We start from the raw sequence: 22584 nt of genomic DNA, 5'->3' as shown, positions 1-22584 counted from the left end.
CCGTGGTGTGGGGTGTGGCCGCGGCGCTGGTGGCGAACGTCCTGTACAGCACCGGCTTCGTCCTGGAGAAGCGGGCGCTGGCCGGCATGCCGCCGCTGAGTGCCGCACAGCCGGGCCGGGCCCTCCTCCTGCTTGCCGGCCGTCCCCTGTGGATCTGCGGGGCCATGGCGCTGGCGCTTGGGTTCGCCGCTCAGCTGGCCGTCTACCGCACCCTGCCGATCGCCGCCGCCCAGGGCCTGTTCCTGTCCGGTCTCGTCCTCCTGCTCGTGCTCTCGTCGGTGGTGCTCGGCGAGCGCCCCTCCGGCCACGAGCGGCGTGCGGTGGCCGTCATCGGCCTGGCGCTCGTGATGGTGGTGGCCTCGCTGTACGAGACCAGCGAGGAGATCAGCCGGACCGCTCCCACGGGCATCCTCCTCGCGCTGAGCCTGCCCACCCTCGTGGCCGGTCTCGTGCTCTACGCCGCGGCGGAGCGGCGCGCCCGCAGGCGCCATCGGCAGCCGACCACCGGAGTGGCCTACGCGGTCGCGGTCGGTCTGATCTACGGCGTCAGCTCGCTCGCGGTCAAGGGCGTCTCCGGGCACCTCGACACCTCCGACCTCCTGGGCTCCGTCCCCGCCGTGCTCGCCTCCCCGTACCCGTACCTCCTGCTGCTCACGGGAGTCAGCGGCCTCGTGCTGTCGCAGACCGCGCTGCAGCGCTGCCGTGCGTCGCTCATCGTCCCGGTGTGCTCGACGGTGACCTGTGTGTTCACCATCGTGAGCGGCACGATCGCGTTCGACGAGCCGCTGCCCGACGACCCGTTGCGGCTGTTACTGCGTCTCGGTGGCACCGTGCTCGCCCTGACGGTCCTGCTCACCCTGCCGCGCCACGACGAGAACACCCCCACATCCGAAGGAACCCGGCCATGAAGCCAGACAGCCCGCTGCTGAAGATCCTCGCCTGCCCGCTCGACAAGGGGCCGCTGCTCCTCGACGAGAGAGGGGGCGCTCTCTACAATCCGCGCCTGCGCCGGAGCTATCCGATCGTCGACGGCATCCCGCAGCTCCTTCCCTCCTCGGGGGTGCCCGCCGTCGCGGAGGAACCCGCCGTCGAGAGCGCGCACGACGCGTGAGGCTGAACGTCGCCGTCAGAGGGTGGGCTCCTCGGCGTCGGTGTTGAGGAGCCCCGTCCTGCCCACCAGGTAGGCGAGTTGGGCGCGGCTCTTGCTGCCCAGGAGCTCCGAGGCCTTCCGCACGTGGTTCGCCACGGTCCGGGTGCTCATCCCCAGGCGGGCGGCGATGGACTCGTCGGTGTAGCCGTTCACCATCAGCTGGAGGATCGCCTGGCGGGTCTGGTCGGTGAGCAGCGGCGGCCGGTGCTCGGTGGGAGCGTGGGCGAGGGCCGTGGCGCGCTCCCAGGCGTGCTCGAAGATCCCGACGAGGTAGCGGATCGTGCCGGGGTGCTCGATGGCGAGGGCGACCGTGTGGCGTTCCTGGGCGGGGTCGGGGATGAAGGCGATCTTCCGGTCCACCACGATGAGCCGGTCGAAGACCTCGTTGAGCGTACGGACTTCGCCGCCGGCCTCCAGGACCCGCTCGACGTAGGACAGCGTCGGGCCGTGCGAGCGGACGGTGTGCTGGTAGATGGTGCGCTGGCGTACCCCGCGGCCGAGCGCGAGCAGATCGCTGGCCAGGGCCTTCTCCAGGAGTTCCCGGGGGCGGCCGCCGCCGGGCTGCGCCGTGAGGAGCTCCTCCTGGGCGGAGCTGACGGCCGATGCCAGGGCCGCGCTGATGACCGGGGCGCCGGTGATCTCGCGGACCGGCGCGCTGCTGGTGCGGTAGCTGGACCGGTAGATCTCCTCGGCGCGGTGGATGGACGCCCGGGCCGCCGCGAGGGTGCGCTGCTTCTCCGCGATGACCGCTTCCAGGGGGCGCATCAGGGTGTCGGCCGCCAGCCCCGGAGGGATGGGGACGAGGGTGCCGTCGGGCGCCCGCTGGAGGAGTCCCAGGGTCAGCAGGCATTCGGGGCATCCCTCGGCGGACGGGGTCGCCGTCCATGCCTCGGAGTAGAAGAGCAAGCCCTCTTCGCAGACTTCGGAAGCACTGGTTCCTGCCCCTATGTCTGATTTTCTACACATCTGTTCATCCTTCAGGTCCCTGCGTTGCTGGATCATGATCCTTCATCTCGCTGGGTGTGGCGCGGAAGGGGGCGCATGATTCTTGTCACGGGCCAAAACGAGTTGGCCGACCAGCCGTTCAGGGGGACGAAATGCAGAAGAAGAACGCTCTCCATCGCATTCTCGGAGCGCTCGCAGTCACTTTCCTGGTGGCTCTCGGAGTCTCCGTGAACACCGGTGGGGTCATTGCGGACGGAACCACCGCCACGAGCGCGCTGACGGACGACTCGCAGTGGGGCTGACTTCCGGTTCTCGCCGTAGAAATCAACTCCGCGCCCGTTGATTCCTCATGTTCAGGAGATGGTGCGGTGCGCTGTCTCGACAGTTTGCAACGATCTGGGATTCCACGTGATCAACCCGAATTTCTCTGTCACTGAAGAAGATGTGCTGCACTTCAAGAAGCACGGCTTCGTGAAGCTCCGGAACATCTTCTCGCCCGAGCTCATCGAACACATGCGGAAGCTGGGCACCTCGCAGGTCAGCGCGCCGTCCGACAACTACGGCGCGGGCTTCAGCCGGCTGAAGTACGACATGTGCAACGACGACCCGACCATTCTCTCGCTGATGGGCGAGCCGGCCTTCGCCGAGATCATGGCCCAGCTCATCGACCACCAGGTCTTCTTCACGCAGGGCCTCGGCTTCGAGCTGGAGAAGAACAAGAGCACCGGCGCCCCCTGGCACGTCGGCAGCCAGAGCTTCGGCTACCAGCGCCGCGAGGACATGGGCTACACGGTCTGGACGCCGCTGTGCCGCATCGACCCCACCGACCAGCGCGGCGGCATGAAGTACGTCTCCAAGGAGCTGCTGTCGGGCGAGTTCGTGTACCAGCAGATCAACCTGGTGCCGGAGTACCTGAAGGACCAGATCGAGTCCGGCAGCGAGCTCACGTACGAGCACTTCAGCGCCATGAAGAACGGCCTGATCAACTCTCCCGAGATGATGTCCCTCCTGGACCACTTCGCGGTCGAGGACTCCTTCGAGCCGGGCGACGTCCTGCTGTTCGACAAGTACGTCCTCCACAGCAGCGTCCCGCTGGGCGACGGGCCGATCCCGTCCCGCCTCGCCTACGTGCTTCGGTTCTCCGCGGTCGACGCGAAGTACGACAAGAACCGCGTCGAGCAGCTCGCCTACCCGCGTGCGGTCTTCAACTACACCGTCCCCAGCGACTACAACGAGCGGGTCGCCTCGGTCGACGGCGAGCAGGTGTACGCCAGCTCCTACTTCGACGAGACCCGCGAGGCCCGCACGCTGGCCCGCGAAGCCGTCTGAGGCACCGCCACCCGGAGCGGCCCGCGCTCCCCGGACGGCGCGCCGCGGCCGACGTCCGCGCGCCGGTGCGAGAACCGCGTTCCGGAATCCGGTCGTTCCCCCTGTCCGGACAGGGGGAAACGGCCACCGGTGCTCCGGCCGGCCTCCGCCGTACTCCCCGGAAATCCCCGCGCCGTCGCCGTGGACGGATTTCCGGACCCTGAAAGGCGGGCGGCTCGCGAGCGGGCCGCCCGCCTTCGGCATACGACGTCTCCCGGCGTCGTGAGCCCTTCCCGTCGTGAACCCCTTTCCGACGTACATCCTTTCCGGTCGTGAACCCTCCCGTGCGACGGCAATGCCATCGGCGTCGCATCGAGTCGAGACCGAGCCGAGGCCCACAACGCGGCGCGTCGCATCGAGTCGTCTCCGCGCCGCGTCGAGTTCGAGCCGAATCCGACGAACCCGATGGATCTGCCGCCGGATCGCCCGGAATCCGCGTCCGAATCCCTTGACCCTTCCTCTCCTGGAGAGCCGATGGCAACGAGTGCCCTTGACCCCCTTCCCGACATCCTTATCGCCCTGCCGGTCGTGATCCTGGCCTGCAAGGCCGGCGCCCAGCTGGTCCGCCGCATCGGCCAGCCGCCCGTGGTGGGCGAGATCGCGGTCGGCATCCTGCTCGGTCCCTCGCTCCTCGGCTGGCTCTGGCCACAGGCCGGGGCCTGGCTGTTCCCCGACTCGGTGCTGCCGTACGTCGGGGTGCTGGGCAACCTGGGCCTGCTGGCCTTCATGTTCCTGGTCGGTCTCGAACTCGACCTCGGCTCGCTGCGCGGCCACAGCAGGACCGCGGTGGCGGTGAGCCAGGCGAGCATCGCCGTGCCGCTCGTCCTCGGCTCGCTGCTCGCGCTGGCCATGTACGGCTCCTTCGCGCCCGAGGGCGTGGGGAAGCCGCAGTTCGTCATGTTCATCGCGGTGTCGATGAGCATCACCGCCTTCCCGGTCCTGGCCCGCATCCTCACCGACCGTGGGCTGTACCGGACCCGGGTGGGAGCGCTGGCGATGGCCTGCGCCGCGGTGGACGACGTCACCGCGTGGTGCCTTCTTGCCGTGGTGGTCGCCGCGGCGCAGAGCAGCTCGCCCTTCGAGGCCGTGACGACCGCGCTGGCGGCCCTGGCCTTCACGCTGGCCATGTACTACGTGGTGCGGCCGCTCCTCGCCCGGTGGGCGCGCCGGGCCGAACGGGCGTACACCGAGAGCCTGGTGCTCGTCGTGCTGTTCAGCGGTCTGTGCCTCTCCGCGTTCGGCACGGACGAGATCGGGGTGCACGCCCTCTTCGGCGCCTTCCTCTTCGGCGTCGTGACACCGCGGGGAAGCCGGGTCATCGAGCGCCAGGCCGCGCGCCTCCGGGCGTTCACCGTGCCGGTGCTGCTGCCGTTGTTCTTCGTGACGACGGGCCTGAGGACCGACCTGACGCTGCTGGCGAGCGACCCCCGGCAGTGGCTGTGGGCGGCCGCGGTCATCGCGGTGGCCGTCCTGGCCAAGTGGGGCGGCGCCGCGGGCGCGGCCGGCCTCGCGGGACAGAACCGGCGTGACGCGATGTCCATCGGCGCCCTGATGAACTGCCGGGGCCTCACGGAACTCGTCGTCCTGAACGTGGGGTTGAGCCTGGGCGTGATCGGCCCGGACCTCTTCTCGATCCTCGTCCTGATGGCGCTGCTGACCACGGCCGTGACCTCGCCGGCGCTCGACCTGATCCGCCGGGGCCGCTCCGGGGAGGAGCCGACGGCGCCTCCGGTCGACGGCCCGGACACCGTCGGCGCCGCGCACGCCGGGGATGCCGTGGCCGGCGGGGACGTCGTGGCCGGTGCGGACGTCGTCGCGCCCGCGGACCCGTCCGAGGCGTCGGACGCGTCCGGCCGTCCCGTACGCCGTCCCGCCGGGGTCCGCTGACCCGGTCCCGCCGCCGGCCGGGGGCCCGCACCCCCGGCGGGTGGCGGGCCCCGCGCCGGCCCTGCCCGTAAGGGGAAATTGGTGAAGTTTTCAAAAGGACACGGAACCGAGAACGACTTCGTGATCGTTCCCGATCCGGAGGGCCGCCTCGACCTGCCGCCCGCCCGCGTGGCCGCCCTGTGCAACCGGTACACGGGCATCGGAGCGGACGGCGTGCTGCGCGTGGTGCGCGGCGAGGACGCCGAGTGGTTCATGGACTACCGCAACGCCGACGGCAGTGTCGCCGAGATGTGCGGCAACGGTCTGCGGGTCTTCGCCCGCTACCTGGTCGACCAGGGGCTCGCCGCCCCCGGACGGTTCGACGTCGCGACCCGGGCCGGACTCCGGACCGTGGAACTCGGCGCGAGAGGCAGCGTGACCGCGGACATGGGGCCCGCCGAGGTCCTCGGCACCTCCAGCGCGGGGATCGGCGACCGGCGGGTGTCCGGCCTGCACGTGGCCACGGGGAACCCGCACCTGGCGTGCGTGGTCGAGAACCCCGTATCCGCGTTCGACCTGAGCGTGGCGCCGGACGTGGACACGAACCGGTTCCCCGAGGGCGTCAACGTCGAGGTCGTCCGCATGGTCGGCCGCCGTGCCGTCGAGATGCGGGTCTACGAGCGGGGCGTGGGCACGACGTCGTCGTGCGGGACCGGGGTGGTCGCCTCCGCCGTCGCCGCCGCGCGCGCCGCGGGCGAGGACCGCGGTGAATGGGAGGTCCGTGTGCCCGGCGGAGCACTGACGGTCATCCTGGGCGCCGATTCCACCTACCTGCGGGGCCCGGCGGTCATCATCGCGGAGGGCGAGACCCTGCTCTGACCGCCCGTCCGCCCCCCTTGGACCTCCCGCCCGGGGGTACCGCCGTGCGCGAGGGGCGCCGGCGGCCCGGGCCCCCATGACACCGATCATTCAAGGAGTCTGACCATGGACGTCATGACCGCTGTCCTGACCCGTCGCAGCCGGCACGTGCTGCGGGAACCGGCCCCGGGTGACGCCGAGTTCGCCTACCTCCTCGGCGGCGCGGCGGCGGCGCCCGACCACGGGAACATCCGTCCGTGGCGCTGGATCCTGCTGCGCGGGGAGGACCGGGAGGCGCTCGGCGCGAGCCTGGCGAGCGAGGTGCCGCCGGAGCAGCGGGACCGGGTCGCGGGAAAGACCCTGCGGGCACCGCTGATGGCGGCGCTCGTGTTCCGTCCCGCCGTCGGACACAAGGTTCCCGAGTGGGAGCAGATGGCCGCCGCCAGCTCCGTGGCGTACGGGCTGATGCTGCTGCTCCACGCGCGCGGGTACGGCAGCATCTGGCGTACCGGCCGGCTGTGCGAGAGCCCCGCCGCGTACGAGCTCCTCGGTCTGGCACCGGAGGAGCGGCTCCTCGGGTCCCTGGACATCGGTACGCCCGGCGGCCCGGAAGCCCCGGCGCGGCGGCGGATCGGCGATCTCGCCGACCACGTCACCACCTTCACCTCCCGGCACGCACCCGCCGGGGTCTGAGGCATCGGTCTGAGCCATCGGTCTGAGGCATGGACGAAAGGGCCCCTTCCGCTCGTGAGCGGAAGGGGCCCTTCGCCGTGGGCGCCCCGGCCGGGACCCCGGACGGCCGCGTCAGGGGCGCCCGGGGCCGATCGGCCGCAACGTCACCGCCCGGAGTCCCCGTGCGGCGCGGTGGCCGGCTCCGGCAGGGGCTCGATGACGGTCTCCGACTCGATCCAGGCCCTCAGCTCCTCGATCGTCCGTACCGCCTCCGCCCGCGTCCCGCCCACCACCAGAGCCGAGGCGAAGTTCTCCACGCTCGTGTGCGCCGGACCCAGCAGGGTGCCGGCGGACGCCGACACCCTGACGTCGGTGACACCGGGGATGCGGCATTCGCCGGGGACGGAGTGGAGGAGGCCGGGGCGGGGTGGGAAGAGGGCGAGTCCGCCGATTCTGGCGGGTTCGGTGGGAATGCGGGGGAGTGGGCCGCCGGTGAGGGCTCGGACGTACAGCTCGGGGAGGTGGACGCCGAAGCCGAGGCGGATCTGTTCCTCGATGCGGCCGCCGGCCATGCGGCAGGCGATCTCGTTGAAGAGGAGTCCGTCGGGGGTGCCGAAGATTTCGGCGTGGAAGATGGTGGTGGGGGGTGTGGGGAGGGTGTTGAGGGCGGTGGTGGTGAGTGTGCGCAGGTCGTCGAGGCGGGGGTCGTCGGCGTCGAGCATGGTGCTGTGGAGCATCTGGCCTTCGAGCATGCCGAGGCAGGTGGTGGTGCCCTGGGAGGACGGCCACATGAGCTGGATCTTTCCGTCGACGATGAGGCCGTCGATGTGGAAGAGCTCGTGTTCGACGTGGCTTTCGACGAGGAGCGGGGAGGGGTCGTCTGTGCCGAGGCCGGGGAATCGGGTGGCGTAGTCCCAGAGTTGGTTCTCGTCGTGGAGGACTTCGACGCCCATGGAGCCGCCGCCGCGGCGTGGCTTTACCACGACGGGGAAGCCGTGTTCGCGGGTGAAGCGGACCAGCGAGGTGGCGTCCGGCACCGCCGCGTACGGCGCCAGGGGGACGCCCGCAGCCGCGAGCAGGTCCTTCATCACCAGCTTGTCGCGGAAGGCCGTGGCGCTCTCCTCCGTCTGGCCACGCAGCCCGAGCAGGTCCCGCAGCCGGGCGGCGCGCAGCAGATCGAACTCGGACATCGCGATGATCTCGTCGAAGCCGAACTCGGCGTGCAGCCGCAGTGCTTCGCGCTCCACCGCGACGCTGTCGTGGAAGTCGGCGAGCGCGACCGTCTCGTCGAAGGAGGCGAGCTGCTCCGCCCGGACGGTGCCGTCGGCGCTCAGCGCGCGGGCGGGGTCCGTGAGGAGGACGAGCCGGTGGCCCTCGCCGATCCACTCGCGGTAGGGCCGGGTGGCGAGCGGACTGCGGTTCAGGATCAGGTAGTTCATGGTCACACGGCCTCGATCTCGATGCGGAAGGTCTCGTACACGCGGGCCACCGCCGCCTCGGCCTCCTCGGCGGAGTCCGCCCGCAGGAAGACCAGGGCACTCGCGGCGCCGGAGCTGAGGCGCTCGGGCACGACGTCACCGACCTGGCTGAGTATCTTCACGTCGATGACGGACGGCAGGGCGCGCAGGTCGTCGGCCCCCGACATGGCGACGATCCGGCCGGGCCGGAGCGGCAGGTAGCAGTGCGCGGTGACGCCCCGCTCGGGTACGGGGTCCACCTTCGGGTCGAGACCGAGCGCGAGCTGGAGACTCGCCCGCCACACGTCGACACCGCTGTGCAGAGCCAGGGCGTGGGGGATGCCCCCGCCCGCGGCACGGCAGGCGATCTCGCCGACGACGAGGCCGCCGGCGGTGTCGAGGAACTCCATGTGCGTGACGCCGTCGACGAGTCCGAGGGCGGCGACCGCGCGGGCGTGCAACTCCTCCATGCGCGCGCGTACCGGGTCGCCGGCCGGGAGTGTCATCGAGCCGAACACCGTGCCGCGGCCCAGGACCGGTGCCAGGTAGCGGGAGGAGGCGGCGAAGACGACCTCTCCGTCCTTCACCACACCGTCGCAGTGGTACTCGGCGGCGATGTCGACGAACTCCTCGACGATCAGCGGGCAGTCCAGCGCCCGGATCGGGTCGGCTTCGGGCGAGGCGGAGAACGCCTCGAACCGCTCGGCGGAGGGGAAGACGCAGACGTCCATGGACCCGCCGCCGACCATGGGCTTGGCGACGACCGGCCAGCCGAGCTCGGCAGCGGCCTCGGCCACCTGGTCGAGGCCCGCGGCGAGCCGGAAGCCCGCGACCGGCAGCCCGGCCCTCAGCATCTGCTGCTTCATCGCGTACTTGCTGGAGAAGGCGTGGGCGACCTCGGGGCCGGTGCCGGGGATGCCGAAGTACGCGCGGACGTGTCCGGCCTGCGCCTGGCCCCGTTCGAACGGGGCGAAGATCCGGTCGATACGGCGCTCCCGGAGCAGCTTCAGGACTTCGAGGCGCAGCAGTTCGGGGTTCTCGACGCTCTCGACGAGACGGACGTCGACCTCGGGGCCGTACCGCTGTGTGTGGCCGGGCTCGGTGATGACCGTGAGGTGGCCGATCTCCGGGGCGGTGCGGACGTGGTCCGGCAGCAGGTTGTTCTTGACGTGGACGAACAGGACGTTCAAGGCTGGTCACCTTTCACCCGGCGAGGCCGGGACAGGGAGATGGCGGGATGGGCGGGCGGGCGTCTTCCCGGTTACGAGGCGCGGACCGCGTCGATCACGAGGCGCGGACCGTGCGTCGATTACGAGGCGCGGACCGCGTCGATGAGGCCGGCGACGAGGTGCGCCCGCTCGGCCATGGCCCCGACGATCAGGTACTCGTGGTCGGCGTGCGCGCCGCCGCCCACCGCTCCCAGACCGTCGAGGGTCGGCACCCCGAGGGCGGCCGTGAAGTTGCCGTCGCTGCCTCCGCCGACGGCCTTGCCTTCGAGGCCTGGCAGGAGCGTCCTCGCCAGCGCGAAGAGATCCGCCGACGCGGACTCGGGCATCGGAGGCCGGCCGATGCCGCCCCGCACCGAGAGCTCCGCCCCGTCGAGGTGCGGCCTCAGAGCCGCGAACGCCGCCTCGACGCGATCCTTCTCTGCCGCCGTCACGACCCGGACGTCGACGACGACGCTCGCCCCGGCGGGCACGACGTTCTCCACGGTCCCCGCCCACGAGACGGTCGGGGTGACGGACGTGCCGGCCTCGGGCCGTCCGAGCGCCACGATGTCCAGTACCTGGTAGGCGGCCTCGACCAGGGCGTTGACGCCCTCTTCGGGTTCGAGTCCGGCGTGGGACGCGACACCCTTGACGGTGACCTCGAACGTGCCGCAGCCCTTGCGGCCCGTCTTCAGGGCTCCGTCCTCGGCCGCGCCCTCAAGGACGAGCACGGCCCCGCAGGCCAGAGCCCGTTCCTCGATGAGCGCCCGGGAGGAGGGCGACCCGACCTCCTCGTCGCAGGTCACCAGGATCTCGACGCCCGAGGGGTCGTCGAGCAGTGCCACGCCGTGCACGGCCTGCACGATGCCGCCCAGCATGTCGAAGACCCCGGGGCCGGTGGCGCGCCCGTCCTCGACCCTGAACGGGCGGCGCGCGAGGGTCCCGAGCGGGAACACCGTGTCATGGTGCCCGAGCAGCAGCACCCTGGGGGTGCCGCCGCCGGACCAGCGGACATGGGGTCCTGACGGGCTCTCGACGAGGACGGCCTGACCGCCGAGACGGCTCTCGATGACACCGGCGACGGCCTTGGCCGACGCCGTCAGGGCATCCAGGTCCCGTGACGGCGACTCGACTTCGACCAGGGTCCTGAGGTCCTCGATCAGGGCGTCGGTGTCCACGGCGTCGGGCGTACGGGGGGCGGTGCGGGGTGTTGTCTTCACGGAGGCCTCTCAGAAGCGAAGATGGGCGTTGGCCGCCCGGGCGGACTCGGCAAGGGCGGGGATCTCGATCACGTCCACGCCCGCTCCGGCCATCAGCCGCACCCCCTGGCAGTCCGCCACGAACACGTCCGGCTCGCGCCAGGCGATGACGACCCGTCGGATGCCGGAGGCGATGACGAGCTCGCTGCAGGGGGTGGGCCGGGAGCTTCGGCGGGAGCAGGGTTCGAGGGAGCTGTAGAGGGTGGCGCCGGCCGGCGTGGCCGTATCGGGCACTCCGGCGAGCGCGCACTCCTCGGCGTGGAGGTCGGGTGCGAGCTGCCGGCTGTGACCGGAGGCCAGCTCCCGGCCGTCGGCGTCGACGATCACGGCACCGACGGAGAAGGCGGTGGCCGACGGCGGGCACGCGTACGCGAGGTCGACGGCACGGCGCAGCCAGTGGACATCGGCCTCGGTGTACGGGGAGCGGGAAGCGGAAGAGGTCATCGGGCCGACTCCTTGGCGGCGTAGCGGAGGACGACGACGTCCCCGAGCGTGGTGGTGCCGAGGAGGCGCAGCCGGCGGCCGGGGCCGCCGGGGAACTCGGCCGGGTTGAGGAAGCGGGGCGCCGACCGGTGGCCGACGAGGAGCGGGGCGACGGCCATGTGGACCTCGTCCGCGAGGCCTTCGGCGAGGAAGCGGGTGTGGACGGTGCCGCCGCCCTCCACCATGAGCCGCCGGACACCCCGTGCGCCCAGGTCGTCGAGGAGCGGTCCGAGCTCGACCGCGGGTCCGGTCCCGACGACGTCCGCGCGGTCCCGCAGCGTCCGGCTCAGCTCCGGCCGTGCGGCGTCGGTGGTGTACACGACCTTCCGCCCGCCCGTGTGCCAGAACCGCAGGTCCGGGTCGAGCCGGCGCCGGGACGTGAGGGTCACCTTCAGCGGATGCTCGGGCCGGCCGGACTCCCGGCGTCCGGCGCGCAGCGCGGGGTCGTTCACGAGCAGCCGGGGGTTGTCGGCGGACAGGGTCCCGCTGCCGACGAGGACGGCGTCCGCGTCGGCGCGCAGCCGGTCCACCCGCGCGAAGTCGGCGGTGTTGGAGAGCAGCAGGCGTTCGGGTGAGGCGTCGTCTATGTATCCGTCGAGGGATACGGCGACGCTGAGAAGCACATGGGGGCGACTGCCCATGAATGGGTCCGTTCATGTCAGCCGGGCGCTTCGGCGCACCGGCTTCGACTCCGATTGTTCGATGGGGGTTGTCAATGTACAGCCGAATGTCCCTACGATGCACTCATGATTACTGCGACTCCCCAGCATCTGCGGGTACTCAATGGTTCTTTTGTTGTCGAACACGCCGAGGACGAGGCGAATTCTCTCGCCGGTCCCTGGATTTCTCTGGTCCGTGCCCCCGAAGGCCTGACCGTCGTCCGGGAGTGGCGCGCCGGAGACACCGTCGAGGACGGTGACGTCTGGGTCGCCCTCTACAGCGGCGACACCGCGCACGGCCTCGACGTGCCCGGCATGCTCGCCCTGCTCCTGTCGCCCCTGGCCGAGGGCGGTGTCCCGGTCTTCGTGGCCTCCACGTACAACGCCGACCTGATCCTGGTGCCCCGCGACCGGGTGCGGGACGCCGCCGACGTCCTGCGGGCACGAGGGCACCGCATCGACCTCTGACCCGGCTCACGCGCTGCGGCCCACCTCGGACGAGGTGGGCCGCAGCGCTTTTCTTTCGGTGCGTGTGTCCGCTTTTGTATTGCTTCGCTCTTGGTTCGTGATCCTGCAACGCAGACACCTGCACACGGTTTCGCTCACGACTCGCCGACCGTGTGCCGGAATATGGGTGAGGCGCGGTCCGTGTCGTGCCGCATCGCACGGACCGAGTGAATCCAAAGCCTCCGCGAAAGCAATGCCGGCGGCCCGGAGAACACCCTGAATCGGGTTCCTCGGTGTTTCGCCGAGAGCCGTGACGGATTGCAATGAATGGAATGAAGTGATGCAAGCCATTGCCCCCCGAATGGGCGAAGAACTGCCGCTGCGACCGGCGGACGGAGTTCCTTTCCTCGAACTGACCGAGGAGGAGAGCCAGGCCCTGCGGACCCTGGCGGACGACGTCCTCGCGGCCGCGCCCGACGTCCCGCTGGAGGAGCGCCTCGACCAGCTCGCCGTCGTCGCCCACGACGTCCCCGAGCGCGTACGGGCCACCCTGGTGAACTTCCGCCTGACGGGCGGCGGCGGTGGCCTCGTCCTCTCCCACCTGCCCGTCGACGAAGCGCTGGCAGGCCCGACCCCGACCTCCTACACCGACGAGGTGACGAGCCCGGAGGCCCGGCGCGCCGCGGCCCTGCTGCTCATCCTGGGATCCCTGCTCGGTGACCCCGTCTCGTACCTGAGCCAGCAGCGCGGCCGCATGGTCCTCGACCTCTTCCCGATCAAGGGACACGAGGAGCAGCAGCTCGGCTCCAGCTCCACGGTCAACCTCGAATGGCACAACGAGGACGCCTTCCACCCGCTGCGCGCCGACTGGATCATGCTGCTCGGCCTGCGCAACCACGACAGGGTCCCCACGACCTTCGCCGCGGTGGACGACGTCGTCCTCGACGAGCACGTCCGTGCCCGGCTCTTCGACGAGGACTTCGTCATCCTCCCCGACGAGTCGCACACCGCGGCCTTCAACAGCGCCACCACGGGCGTCGGCGGCGACGGCAAGCAGGAGGAGGCCTTCCGCAGGATCACCGAGATGAACGAGCAGCCGCGCCGGACGGCCGTGCTCTCGGGCGACCCGGAGTCCCCCTTCATCCGCATCGACCCCGCCTTCATGCCGGGCGAGCTCCAGGGCGAGGCCGTGACGGCGCTCGACTCGGTGACCAAGGAGATCGACGCCAACCTCCGCGACGTCGCCCTCGCCCCCGGCGAGCTCCTCATCGTCGACAACAAGCGCGCGGTCCACGGACGCCGGCCCTTCGCCGCCCGCTACGACGGTACGGACCGCTGGCTGCGCCGCATCAACGTGATCGCGGACCTCCGCCGCGCGGCCGGACGGCGCTTCGGGGAGAACGGGCGGGCCCTCGTATGACCGACGTACAGGAGCGGCCCGTGACGGCCGCCCCCGGACCGGCCTACGTGGTCGGCGGCCCCACCGGCTACGACGAGGTGGTCGGCTTCACCAAGGTGCTGCCGGCCATGCGTCCCCTGGACGAGCTGCCGCACCCCGACTTCCTGCTCTTCCAGTCGCTGCACGTGATGACCGAACTGTGCTGGTACAACATGCACTTCGAGATCAACCGGGCGGCCCGGGAACTCGACGGCGGCACGTACGGCGAGGCGACCCGGCTCCTGGAGCGTGCCGTACGGCTGCAGCGGCTGGCCTCCGACCACATCGACCACCTGCGGGACCTGATCACGCAGGCCGACTTCCTCCAGATCCGGGGCAGGCTGCCCGGCAACGACAGCGGCACCGACTCCCCGGGCGCGCGCAACCTGCACCGGGTCTGCCGCCACGTGTGGCTCCGCTTCTCCGACGCCGTGCACCGCCAGGGCGCCGCGCTCCCCGACCTGTTCGGCACCGGGCCGTCCGAGGCGGCCCCCCGGGACGGCGAGGTGTCCGGACTCGCCGCCGTCGCCGGGGCGCTCATGCAGCTCGACGACGCGCTGCTCGACTGGCAGCAGGTGCACCAGCGGCTCGTGTGGTCGCGTGTCGGCGGACACCCCGCCTTCCGGGAACGCCACGAGGACGCCGACCGCCCCACCGGGATGTCGGGCCGCCCGGTGGACCTCCTGGACAAGTTCGCCGTACGCCTCCACTTCCCCGACCTGTGGCGCGAGGCCCAGGCCGTGGCCTCGCACGAGGCGGCGCACTACGCATGATCCAGCCCCTGGAGGCGGAGCTCTCCGCCGGCCCCGTACGCCTGCCCGACTTCCCGGCGCTGCACCGGGCCCACCCGCGCCTCGCGGCGTTCGCGCGACAGCTCGGCGGCACGTCGCTGCGCGAGGTCCCCGGCCCGCCCGGTGGCGCCCGGATCCTGGCGAAGTGCGAGTGGGAGAACCCCGTCGGCTCGGTCAAGGACCGGGTCGCCTACGCCCTGATCTGCTCCGCCCTCGAGCGGCACGGCGAGCGGGACCTCTCCGAGCTGCGCCTCCTGGAGTACTCGGGCGGCAACCTCGCCCGCGCCCTGGCACACCTCGGCGCGCTGCTCGGGATCCACATGAAGTTCGTGGTCCCGTCGGTCACCCCGCCGAGCCTCCTCGGCCGGCTGACCGAAGACGGCTTCGACTACGCCCTGGTCGACAAGGAACGCGGCTTCCTCGGCGTGATCGAGGAGGCCCTGGCCCTGGCCGCGGCCGAGCCCGGGTGGACCCTGCTCTACCAGCACCGCAACGAGGTCAACCCGGCGTTCCACGCGGCCACCACGGGCGCCGAACTCGTCGACCAGCTCGGCGGCGTACGGCCGGCCGCGTGGGTGGCGTCGATCGGCTCCGGCGGCACGCTCACCGGCGTACGGTCCCGGCTGATCGAGGTGGCCCCAGGGCTGCGGACCGTGGGCGTCACCCCGGCGGAACTCCCGTACGGAAGCCCGCTCCCGCCCAACGGACTGCCCAAGTACACCGGGGCCACCGGCCTCGGCAACGGCCTGCACCAGCCGTTCGTACGCCGCCACGACACGGCGGTCGAACACCGCCGGGTGTCACGCGACGAAGCGCTCGACGCCATGGTCGCCCTGCACGACCTGACCGGACTGCGGGTCGGCAGCTCCGGCGCCGCCAACTGGCTGGCCGCCCGCTCCGTCGCGGAGGAACTCCCCTCCGACGCCGTCGTGCTCACCGTCTTCCCCGACGCCGGCTCCCCCGAGGACTGGGACCTCGCCCGCTCCCGTCGCGCGTGACCGAAGAGAGAACCCCTCATGCACATCATCCTGATCGAGACCACGTCCGTACGCGGCTTCGACATCGTCAAGTCGCTGGCGGAGTCCGGAGTCGAAGTCACCTTCGTCGCCGACACCATGGACTTCTTCCGGGGCGACCTGGGGTACGAGAACGTCGAGTACGCGACCCGTGTCGTCGAGGTGCCCGGCCTCGCGGAGGCCTGGGACCTCGCCGAGCGGCTCGAAGGAGCGATCGGACCCGTCCCCCCGGACGGCGTGATCTGCCGCGTCGAGGACTACCTGCCGGTGGCCAGCGAACTGGCCCGCACCTGGGGACTGCCCCACGACAGCCTCGACGCCACCCGGCTCCTCGCCGACAAGGACGCCGTCCGCGCCCGGCTGGCCGAGCACGGCATCGGCTCCCTGCGGTGGCGCGGCGTGCGCGACGGGGAGGAGGGCATGGCCGCGGTCCGCGACATCGGCCTGCCCGTGGTGATCAAGCCCGCGTTCGGCGGTTACTCGGTCGGCGTGTCCATCGCCTGGACGGAGGACCAGGCACGGGCCGGCCTCGCGCTGCTCTTCGACGCGCCGGACACGCCCTGCCCGAAGGCCGTCGTCGAGGAGTACGCGTTCGGCCGGCACGTGAGCGCCGAGATCATGGTGCAGGAGGGCGAGCCGATGCTGCTCGGCTTCACCGAGCAGCGCGCCCAGCCGCCCGGCGTCACCGCGGAGATGGGACGCCACTTCCCCGCCGTCTTCGAAGGACGGGGCAGGGCGGGGGAGTTCGCTCTGGACGCGGTACGGGCCGTGGGCATCCGCAACAGCGCCGTCCACATGGAGCTGGTCATCACCCCGACCGGCCCCGAACTCATCGAGATCAACGGCCGGATGGCCGGGCACGTGGTGACGCACCTGATCAGCCGCGCCCTCGACCGGTCCGTCTTCTTCGACCTGGTGGCCCTGGCCACGGGCGAGCGCCTGAAGGAGGTGCTCGCGCCGCTGCGCACCGTCGCCCTGCGCCACCTCTGGAGCGAGACCGCCGGCACCGTGGCCTCCGTCGAGGCGCCGGCCGAGCTGCCGCCGGGGACGGAGTGGTACGAGCTGTCCGCGACGCCCGGCTCGCAGGTGTCGCTCCTGCGCAACAACTGGGACCGCATCGGCTACCTCGTGGCATCGGGCGAGAACGCGGCCGAGGCCTGCGAGACCGCCGAGACGGCGGCGGCCGCCATCCTGAACGGCATCACTCTCACGCCGGACGCGGTGCCTGCGGCGGCCGCCGTACCCGCGCCGGTCGCCGTACCCGCGTCCGGGGGCGTGTCCGCGTCCGGCGTCGCCCCCGCGTCCGGGGTCGCGTCCGCGTCTGCGGCCGTGCACGCGTCCGGCATCGCGCCCGCGTCCGGGGGCGTGTCCGCGTCCGGCGTCGCCCCCGCGTCCGGGGCCGCGCCCGCCCCGGCGGCCGTGCCCGGAGCCGTACCCGTGCCCTCCTCGCCCGGTGACGCCGGCTCCGCCGACCGCCCCGGCGGACATCTGCTCCTGCTCCTCGACGGCGACGGCAACGAGCTCCTGTCCGCCCGCGCGCTGGCCGCCGCAGGCGTGGCCACCGGCCGCGTGAGCGTCGTCTGGACCGGCCCGGCGGGGAACGCCGCCCCCTACCGCGCACGCTGGGAGCGCCAGTACCTGGGCCGGTGGCGTCAGGCCGCGCACGTCGACGAGACCCCCGACCTCGCGCGGGAGATCCACCGCGCGGAACCGGTCACCGCCGTCCTGGCCCTGACCCCCGGACTCGCCCGGCACGCGGAGGCCCTGCGCGCCGAGTTCACCGGCACGGGCACGGGCACGGACTCCCTGGCGGCCGTCCCCGCGGGCCGACCCCCCTACGCCGCGGGACACGTGGTGCTGTCCTTCGTCACCGGTGACGACGTCCGGCACCTCGGCATCGCCGACGTCACCGAGCAGGCCACCACGGGGACGACCGACTGGACCTTCCCCTCGGCCCTCCCCGAGGCGGAGCGGCAGCGGCTCCTCACCGCCGCGGGCGCGTACGCCGCCGGCTGCGCCGACGGCGTGGTGCAGTCCTGGTTCCCCGCCGACGGCGACGGCATCGCGGCCGAGCCGGTCCTGCGCTGGGGGCTCACCGAGGAACTGCGGGCGCTGTTCGGCGCCGGGTACGACCGGGACGCCATCACCGTGCTGGTCCGCGCGGCCGCCGGCGGAGAGCAGGGGCTCCCGGCGCGCCGCCCCGGGCACACCCGGCTGCGGGTGCTGACCGCCCCGGCCGGCCACGCGTGGACCAACGCGCCGGCCGCCCTGGAGACGGCGTACGCCTTCCCCGAGGTGTGCTCCGCCGCCGTGGACCCGGCCCCCGGCACCGGCCGGCTGCTGTTCACCGTGACCGCGACGGGCACGGAGGCCTGCGCGGCGGTCGCCGACCGGGTCACGGCCGCACTCGGCCTCGCCCACGAGCCCACCGGCCGCACCCACGTCCTGCTCGTCGACCGGACGCTGCCCGCGTCGCTCCTCGGAGACGACGGCGAGCCGCTCTTCCCGGCCGACCGGTACCGGCTCACCCTCCTCGGCGGTCCCGCGACGGGGAGCGTCGCGCCGGCCGAACTGGCCATGACCGCCGACGTCTTCGACGACGCCCTGCTGACCCGGCTCGCCGACACGGCCCACGCCGTCGCGCCGGTCGACCGGGTGGTGTGCCTCTCCGAGCGGCTCCTGGAGCCCGCGGCGCGGCTGCGCCACCGCTTCGGGACACCGGGCGACCCGACCGCGTACGTCCGCTCCTTCCGGGACAAGGCGCTGATGAAGCAGCGCGCCGCCGCGGCCGGCATCCGGCACGCCAGGGGCCATGTGCTGCACTCCGCCGACACGCTGCGGACCGCCTTCGACCGGTACGGGGCCGTCGTGGTCAAGCCGCGCTCCAGCGCCGGTTCGCGCGGGGTCTCCGTGCTGCGCACGGCGCCCGCGGTCGAGGCCTGGCTGCGCACGGAGTTCGTGCCGGGGGTCCACCTCGTGGAGGAGTACGTCGACGGGGCGATGTGCCACATCGACGCGGTCGTCCAGGGCGACTTCCTCCGCTGGGACGTCTCCGCGTACCGGCAGGACACGCTCTCGCACACCCGTGGCGCCCCGCTGTCCTCGGTGACCGCGGAGGACGGGGCGCTGCGCGCGGCGGCCGGTGAACTCCTCGGCGCGGTCGTGCGCGGCTGGGGCGTCGAAGCGGCGGTCCTCCACCTGGAGGCGTTCTGGGACGGCTCTGCCCTCACCTTCTGCGAGGTGGCGGCGCGCCCCGGCGGCGGCGGGGTCCTGGAGGCCTTCCGCGCCACCCGGGGCATCGACCTGGACCACGCGAAGCTCCTCATCGACGCGGGGGAGGACGTGCGCCGGCTGGCCGGCGACCCGGTCGCCGGGCACGCCGGGTGGACCGTGCACTACGCCCCCTCCGGGGTCCTGCGCGCGTACGACGACTCCGCCGTCGGCGGCGCGGCGCTCGCCCGCCGGATCACCGCGCGGGTCGGCGACACCTTCGCCCTCTCCGGCTTCGCGGGCACCGGTCTGTCGACGCATGTGTTCGCCGACGACTCCGCGGACAAGGTCGCCCGGCTCGTCGAGTCCGCCGAGCGGGACATCACGATCGTGGTGGACCCCCGGTGAGGCCCACGACGGGGAAGCCGACGCCCCCCGCGCCCGTGAACCCCGGGTGCTCGGCGGCCACCACGCCCACGGCGCCCACCCCGACGCCACCCGCGCCCACGGCGCCCACCGCCGCGCCCGCGAACCCCGCGTGCACGGCGGCCACCACCCCCACGGCGCCCACCCCCGCGCCCACCGCGCCCCCCGCCCGGCGGCCTTCCCTCGTCCGGCTGATCGTCGAAGACCTCCGTACGGTCCTCGACCGGGACCCGTCCCGGCTGAGCATCGCGGAAGCCCTGCTGCACGCCCCGTGGCGGGGGCTCGCGCTCCACCGCGTGGCCCACCGGCTGCACTCCCGGGGTCACCGCCTCCTGGCGGGGCTCCTCACCCACGCGTGCCGCAAGTCCTCGGGGATGGAGATCCACGCCGGCGCCCGCCTGGGCCGCCGCGTCTTCATCGACCACGGATTCGCCGTCGTCATCGGCGAGACCGCGGTGGTCGGCGACGACGTGACGATCTACCACCAGGTGACGCTCGGCTCGCGCGGCTGGTGGCGGGACGGCAGGGCCGGCCAGCGGCGCCACCCCCACATCGGCGACCGGGTGCTGATTGGCGTCGGCGCCTCCGTGCTCGGCCCGATCCGGGTCGCGGACGACGCGCACATCGCGGCCCACCGCGTGGTGGTCGAGGACGTGCCGCCCGTACGGCGGCCGTCCGTCACGGCCGCCGGCCGCGAGGGAGCGGTCCAGTGACGCTCGGCGTCGCGGCGGCCCCCGTCCGCGACCGGGGGCCCGCCGGGCGGGCGGACCGGACCCGGGCGGGACAGCTGCTCCTCGGCACGGGCATCGACGCCCTCGGCAGCGGCCTGAGCGCCGGCGCGGCCATGCTGTACTTCGTCACGATGGTCGGCCTCGCCCCCGGGGCCGTCACGCTCGCCATGTCCGCGGGAGCGGTCCTCGGCATCCTCACCCCCGTCCCGGTGGGCAGGCTCGCCGACCGGTACGGCCTGGTGCGGGTGTACGTCGCCGCTCTGGTGCTGCGGGGCGTGGGCGTGCTGCTGTATGCGGGCGCGACCTCGTACCCGGCCTTCTTCGCCTTCACCCTCTGGCTGATGGCACTGGAGACGACGACGTTCCCGCTCCAGCAGTCGCTGCTCGGCCAGGTCTTCGCGGAGGACGCGCGCGTCCGGCTGATGACCCGGGTCCGCGCGGTGCGCAGCGCGGCGTTCGGCGTCGGCGCGGTGATCGCCGGCCTCGCCCTGGCGAGCGGCTCGCGCTCCCTCGTCGTCGTCCTGCTCATGGTCAACGGGGTGTCGTTCCTCGTCCTCGCGTGTACCGTCCTGCTCGTCGGCGGGAAGGCGCGGGCCGCCGGGGACGGGAGCCCCGTCGCCGCTCCGGTGGAGCGCGGCCCGGCCCCCGGACGGTCCGTCCTCAGGGACACCCGGTTCCTCGGCCTCTGTTTCGCCAACGGCCTGCTGTCGCTGTACGAGACGGTCCTGCTGGTCCTGATGCCCCTGTGGCTCGTCACGGAACTGGGGCTCTCCCCGGCTCTTCCCGGCATGCTGACCGCCCTGTACACGGGCCTGACGGTGGTGATCCAGCTGGTTCTCGGCCGCATGCGATGGTCGCCGGCCACCTCGGCGCGGGCCCTGCCGGCGGCCGGCGGACTGCTCGCCGCGGCGTGTTTCGTCTGCGCCGCCGCCGACGGGCTCACCGGCGCGGCACTCCAGGTGCTGCTCTGCGTCCTCGCGGTCGTCCTGCTGACCGTGGGCGAGAACCTGCAGATGGTCGCCGCCTGGCAGACGGTCTTCGACCTCAGCCCGCAGGAGCGGCGCGGCGAGTACATGGGGGCGTTCAACACGGGCTCCGGCGTCCAGAGCGTCATCGGGCCGACCCTGGCCTACCGCGTGGTCCTCCCCCTGGGGCCCGCGGGGTGGCTGCTGCTCGCCGGTCTCTTCGGCGCGGCGGCCCTCGGGTTCCGCCGTCTCGCCCGGGGCGCTCAGGTGCCCCGTACCTCACCGTCCGAAGCGAAAGGAGCCCACGCATGACCGGGCATCCGCATCTGCTGTGTGTCGGAGGCAGCCGGGAGTTCCCCGACGTCCTCCGGGAACTCTCCGCCGACGTCCGCCTGACGGCCCTGTGCGGCATCGGCCTGGTGGGCCGCCTGAGGTCCCTGGACCGGCACCGGCGGGTGATCGCCCTCGGCCCGGACGCCCCCGTCGAGGAGTGGATCGAGCACGCGCGGGCGGTGCACCGCCGCGACCCCTTCACCCGGGTCGTCGCGTTCGGCGAGTGGGAGCAGGACCGGGCCGCGGCGGTCGCGGCGGCCCTGGGAGTGCCGGCGCACTCGGAGCGGACGGTGAAGCACGTCCACGACAAGCGGGCGATGCGCGAGGAGCTGGCCCGCCGGGGCGTGGACACCACGCCGTCCCGGCTCGTGACCTGCGCCGCCGACATCGCCGCGTTCGCCGGCGACCACGGCTACCCGTGCATCGTCAAGCCCGTCTCGGGCGCCGGCAGCGCGCGGGTGCGCAGGGTCGACGGACCCGACGAGGTCGCCGCGGCCCACGCCGCGGTCTCCGCTCCCGGGCCGTTCTCCGCCGGAGGCGTCCTGGTCGAGTCCTTCCACCAGGGACCGCAGTTCAGCGTGGAGGCCTTCTCGGAGGGCGGCCGGCACGAGATCGTCTGCGTGACCCGGAAGTTCTCCGACCCGGAGAACTTCGTGGAGCTGGGCCATGTCGCGCCCGCCCCGCTCTCCGACGCCGACCGCGAGGCGATCACGGCCCATGTGGCCGACGTGCTGACGGCCCTGGAGATCGGGTTCGGCCCCACGCACACCGAGGTCGTCCTCACCCCTCACGGGCCCCGGCTGATCGAGACCCATCTGAGGCTGGCCGGGGACGACATCCCGCAGCTGGTGCGCGAGGCCCTCGGCGTCGACCTGTTCCGGTACACGGCCCGTCAGGCCCTGGGCGCGACCGGGCTCCTCGACGAACTGCGGGCGGAGCTGGCCGAGGCCGGTGAGCGGACCCCGCGGTACGCGGCGATCCGGTACGCGACGGCGGTCGCCCACGGTGTCGTGGAATCGGTCTCCGGAGCGGAGGAGGCCCGCGGTCTTCCCCAGGTCGACGACGTCCGGCTCTTCTTCGGCGCGGGTGACCCGCTCGATCCCGTCCCGTCCTCCGACAGCCGCCTGGCGATGGCGCGTGCCCACGGGGCGACACCCGAGGAGGCGGCGGAACGGGCGCGGGAGGCCGTGGCCGGCATCGCCTTCCGCTCGCTGCTGCACAACCGGACGGGCACCGAGCTGATCTGACGAACAGTCAGATCACTCCTCCGCCCGCCCCCTTCACTTTCTTCACCCCTCACCA

Annotated in this window: 20 protein-coding genes; 14 read left to right on the top strand and 6 right to left on the bottom strand. The window is 72.6% G+C overall.

Features of this window, described 5'->3' with window-relative positions:
* Positions 1 to 2: 2 nt before the first annotated feature.
* A complete protein-coding gene (locus tag ACFVYX_RS13195) occupies positions 3 to 908 on the top strand; it encodes a DMT family transporter (protein ID WP_389681427.1) in 906 nt (301 codons plus the stop codon).
* Positions 905 to 1111 carry a Trm112 family protein gene (locus ACFVYX_RS13190; RefSeq protein WP_389681426.1) on the top strand — a complete coding sequence of 69 codons (207 nt, stop codon included), beginning with the start codon at positions 905 to 907 and terminating at the stop codon, positions 1109 to 1111. Before ACFVYX_RS13195 ends, ACFVYX_RS13190 begins: the two co-directional genes overlap by 4 nt.
* 15 nt (positions 1112 to 1126) lie before the next feature.
* On the opposite strand, the gene ACFVYX_RS13185 is transcribed toward ACFVYX_RS13190, so the two are convergent.
* Complete coding sequence (locus tag ACFVYX_RS13185) at positions 1127 to 2056, bottom strand: LuxR C-terminal-related transcriptional regulator (protein ID WP_389681425.1); 930 nt, start codon at positions 2054 to 2056, stop codon at positions 1127 to 1129.
* Between the two features lie 483 nt (positions 2057 to 2539).
* Here ACFVYX_RS13185 and ACFVYX_RS13180 point away from each other — a divergent pair, with 483 nt between their 5' ends.
* The 4 genes from ACFVYX_RS13180 to ACFVYX_RS13165 all read left to right on the top strand — a co-directional run bounded on the left by ACFVYX_RS13180 (position 2540) and on the right by ACFVYX_RS13165 (position 6880).
* Positions 2540 to 3424, top strand: coding sequence for a phytanoyl-CoA dioxygenase family protein (locus ACFVYX_RS13180; RefSeq protein ID WP_389681424.1), 885 nt, complete (start codon positions 2540 to 2542; stop codon positions 3422 to 3424).
* Positions 3425 to 3937: 513 nt separating this feature from the next.
* Positions 3938 to 5350 (top strand): cation:proton antiporter, encoded by a 1413-nt coding sequence (locus ACFVYX_RS13175; protein ID WP_389681423.1) that lies wholly within the window; start codon positions 3938 to 3940, stop codon positions 5348 to 5350.
* Positions 5351 to 5431: 81 nt separating this feature from the next.
* A complete protein-coding gene (gene dapF / locus ACFVYX_RS13170; protein ID WP_389681422.1) occupies positions 5432 to 6208 on the top strand; it encodes a diaminopimelate epimerase in 777 nt (258 codons plus the stop codon).
* Positions 6209 to 6313: 105 nt separating this feature from the next.
* Positions 6314 to 6880 (top strand): nitroreductase family protein, encoded by a 567-nt coding sequence (locus ACFVYX_RS13165; protein WP_389681421.1) that lies wholly within the window; start codon positions 6314 to 6316, stop codon positions 6878 to 6880.
* A 143-nt stretch (positions 6881 to 7023) separates the two neighbouring features.
* On the opposite strand, the gene ACFVYX_RS13160 is transcribed toward ACFVYX_RS13165, so the two are convergent.
* The 5 genes from ACFVYX_RS13160 to ACFVYX_RS13140 all read right to left on the bottom strand — a co-directional run bounded on the left by ACFVYX_RS13160 (position 7024) and on the right by ACFVYX_RS13140 (position 11907).
* A complete protein-coding gene (locus ACFVYX_RS13160; protein ID WP_389681420.1) occupies positions 7024 to 8298 on the bottom strand; it encodes an ATP-grasp domain-containing protein in 1275 nt (424 codons plus the stop codon).
* A gap of 2 nt (positions 8299 to 8300) precedes the next feature.
* Positions 8301 to 9506 carry a hypothetical protein gene (locus tag ACFVYX_RS13155; RefSeq protein ID WP_389681419.1) on the bottom strand — a complete coding sequence of 402 codons (1206 nt, stop codon included), beginning with the start codon at positions 9504 to 9506 and terminating at the stop codon, positions 8301 to 8303.
* Between the two features lie 119 nt (positions 9507 to 9625).
* Positions 9626 to 10744, bottom strand: coding sequence for a M20 family metallopeptidase (locus ACFVYX_RS13150; RefSeq protein ID WP_389681418.1), 1119 nt, complete (start codon positions 10742 to 10744; stop codon positions 9626 to 9628).
* A 9-nt stretch (positions 10745 to 10753) separates the two neighbouring features.
* Positions 10754 to 11227, bottom strand: a complete 474-nt coding sequence (locus ACFVYX_RS13145; protein ID WP_389681417.1) for a dCMP deaminase — start codon at positions 11225 to 11227, stop codon at positions 10754 to 10756.
* Positions 11224 to 11907 carry a RibD family protein gene (locus ACFVYX_RS13140; protein WP_389681416.1) on the bottom strand — a complete coding sequence of 228 codons (684 nt, stop codon included), beginning with the start codon at positions 11905 to 11907 and terminating at the stop codon, positions 11224 to 11226. Before ACFVYX_RS13140 ends, ACFVYX_RS13145 begins: the two co-directional genes overlap by 4 nt.
* A gap of 105 nt (positions 11908 to 12012) precedes the next feature.
* Here ACFVYX_RS13140 and ACFVYX_RS13135 point away from each other — a divergent pair, with 105 nt between their 5' ends.
* The 8 genes from ACFVYX_RS13135 (at position 12013) to ACFVYX_RS13100 (ending at position 22529) form a co-directional block, all read left to right on the top strand.
* Positions 12013 to 12393 carry an ACT domain-containing protein gene (locus tag ACFVYX_RS13135; protein ID WP_389681415.1) on the top strand — a complete coding sequence of 127 codons (381 nt, stop codon included), beginning with the start codon at positions 12013 to 12015 and terminating at the stop codon, positions 12391 to 12393.
* Between the two features lie 319 nt (positions 12394 to 12712).
* Positions 12713 to 13792: a guanitoxin biosynthesis L-enduracididine beta-hydroxylase GntD gene (gene gntD / locus ACFVYX_RS13130; RefSeq protein WP_389681414.1), complete on the top strand. Its 1080-nt coding sequence runs from the start codon at positions 12713 to 12715 to the stop codon at positions 13790 to 13792.
* Positions 13789 to 14583, top strand: a complete 795-nt coding sequence (locus ACFVYX_RS13125) for a hypothetical protein (RefSeq protein WP_389681413.1) — start codon at positions 13789 to 13791, stop codon at positions 14581 to 14583. The genes gntD and ACFVYX_RS13125 overlap by 4 nt, the downstream gene beginning before the upstream one ends.
* Complete coding sequence (locus tag ACFVYX_RS13120; RefSeq protein ID WP_389681412.1) at positions 14580 to 15599, top strand: pyridoxal-phosphate dependent enzyme; 1020 nt, start codon at positions 14580 to 14582, stop codon at positions 15597 to 15599. Before ACFVYX_RS13125 ends, ACFVYX_RS13120 begins: the two co-directional genes overlap by 4 nt.
* Before the next feature lie 18 nt (positions 15600 to 15617).
* The gene (locus ACFVYX_RS13115) at positions 15618 to 19235 is read left to right on the top strand and encodes an ATP-grasp domain-containing protein (RefSeq protein WP_389681411.1); all 3618 of its coding nucleotides are present in this window, start codon (positions 15618 to 15620) and stop codon (positions 19233 to 19235) included.
* On the top strand, positions 19232 to 19966 hold the full coding sequence (locus ACFVYX_RS13110; RefSeq protein WP_389681410.1) for a serine O-acetyltransferase: 735 nt from the start codon (positions 19232 to 19234) through the stop codon (positions 19964 to 19966). Before ACFVYX_RS13115 ends, ACFVYX_RS13110 begins: the two co-directional genes overlap by 4 nt.
* Positions 19963 to 21261, top strand: a complete 1299-nt coding sequence (locus ACFVYX_RS13105; protein ID WP_389681409.1) for an MFS transporter — start codon at positions 19963 to 19965, stop codon at positions 21259 to 21261. The genes ACFVYX_RS13110 and ACFVYX_RS13105 overlap by 4 nt, the downstream gene beginning before the upstream one ends.
* A complete protein-coding gene (locus ACFVYX_RS13100) occupies positions 21258 to 22529 on the top strand; it encodes an ATP-grasp domain-containing protein (protein WP_389681408.1) in 1272 nt (423 codons plus the stop codon). The genes ACFVYX_RS13105 and ACFVYX_RS13100 overlap by 4 nt, the downstream gene beginning before the upstream one ends.
* The last annotated feature ends 55 nt before the right edge of the window (positions 22530 to 22584 follow it).

This window comes from Streptomyces sp. NPDC058326, from assembly GCF_042879855.1.
Taxonomy (GTDB): domain Bacteria; phylum Actinomycetota; class Actinomycetes; order Streptomycetales; family Streptomycetaceae; genus Streptomyces.
Note: the sequence above shows the minus strand (reverse complement) of the source record. Positions and strands in the feature narration are given on the sequence as shown.

Bases quoted from the DNA above. Each gene is read 5' to 3' on its own strand.
- ACFVYX_RS13190 (WP_389681426.1), top strand. From the start codon at position 905: ATGAAGCCAGACAGCCCGCTGCTGAAGATCCTCGCCTGCCCGCTCGAC.
- ACFVYX_RS13175 (WP_389681423.1), top strand. From the start codon at position 3,938: ATGGCAACGAGTGCCCTTGACCCCCTTCCCGACATCCTTATCGCCCTG.
- ACFVYX_RS13165 (WP_389681421.1), top strand. From the start codon at position 6,314: ATGGACGTCATGACCGCTGTCCTGACCCGTCGCAGCCGGCACGTGCTG.
- ACFVYX_RS13160 (WP_389681420.1), bottom strand. From the start codon at position 8,298: ATGAACTACCTGATCCTGAACCGCAGTCCGCTCGCCACCCGGCCCTAC.
- ACFVYX_RS13145 (WP_389681417.1), bottom strand. From the start codon at position 11,227: ATGACCTCTTCCGCTTCCCGCTCCCCGTACACCGAGGCCGATGTCCAC.
- ACFVYX_RS13140 (WP_389681416.1), bottom strand. From the start codon at position 11,907: ATGGGCAGTCGCCCCCATGTGCTTCTCAGCGTCGCCGTATCCCTCGAC.
- ACFVYX_RS13135 (WP_389681415.1), top strand. From the start codon at position 12,013: ATGATTACTGCGACTCCCCAGCATCTGCGGGTACTCAATGGTTCTTTT.
- gntD (WP_389681414.1), top strand. From the start codon at position 12,713: ATGCAAGCCATTGCCCCCCGAATGGGCGAAGAACTGCCGCTGCGACCG.
- ACFVYX_RS13125 (WP_389681413.1), top strand. From the start codon at position 13,789: ATGACCGACGTACAGGAGCGGCCCGTGACGGCCGCCCCCGGACCGGCC.
- ACFVYX_RS13120 (WP_389681412.1), top strand. From the start codon at position 14,580: ATGATCCAGCCCCTGGAGGCGGAGCTCTCCGCCGGCCCCGTACGCCTG.
- ACFVYX_RS13115 (WP_389681411.1), top strand. From the start codon at position 15,618: ATGCACATCATCCTGATCGAGACCACGTCCGTACGCGGCTTCGACATC.
- ACFVYX_RS13100 (WP_389681408.1), top strand. From the start codon at position 21,258: ATGACCGGGCATCCGCATCTGCTGTGTGTCGGAGGCAGCCGGGAGTTC.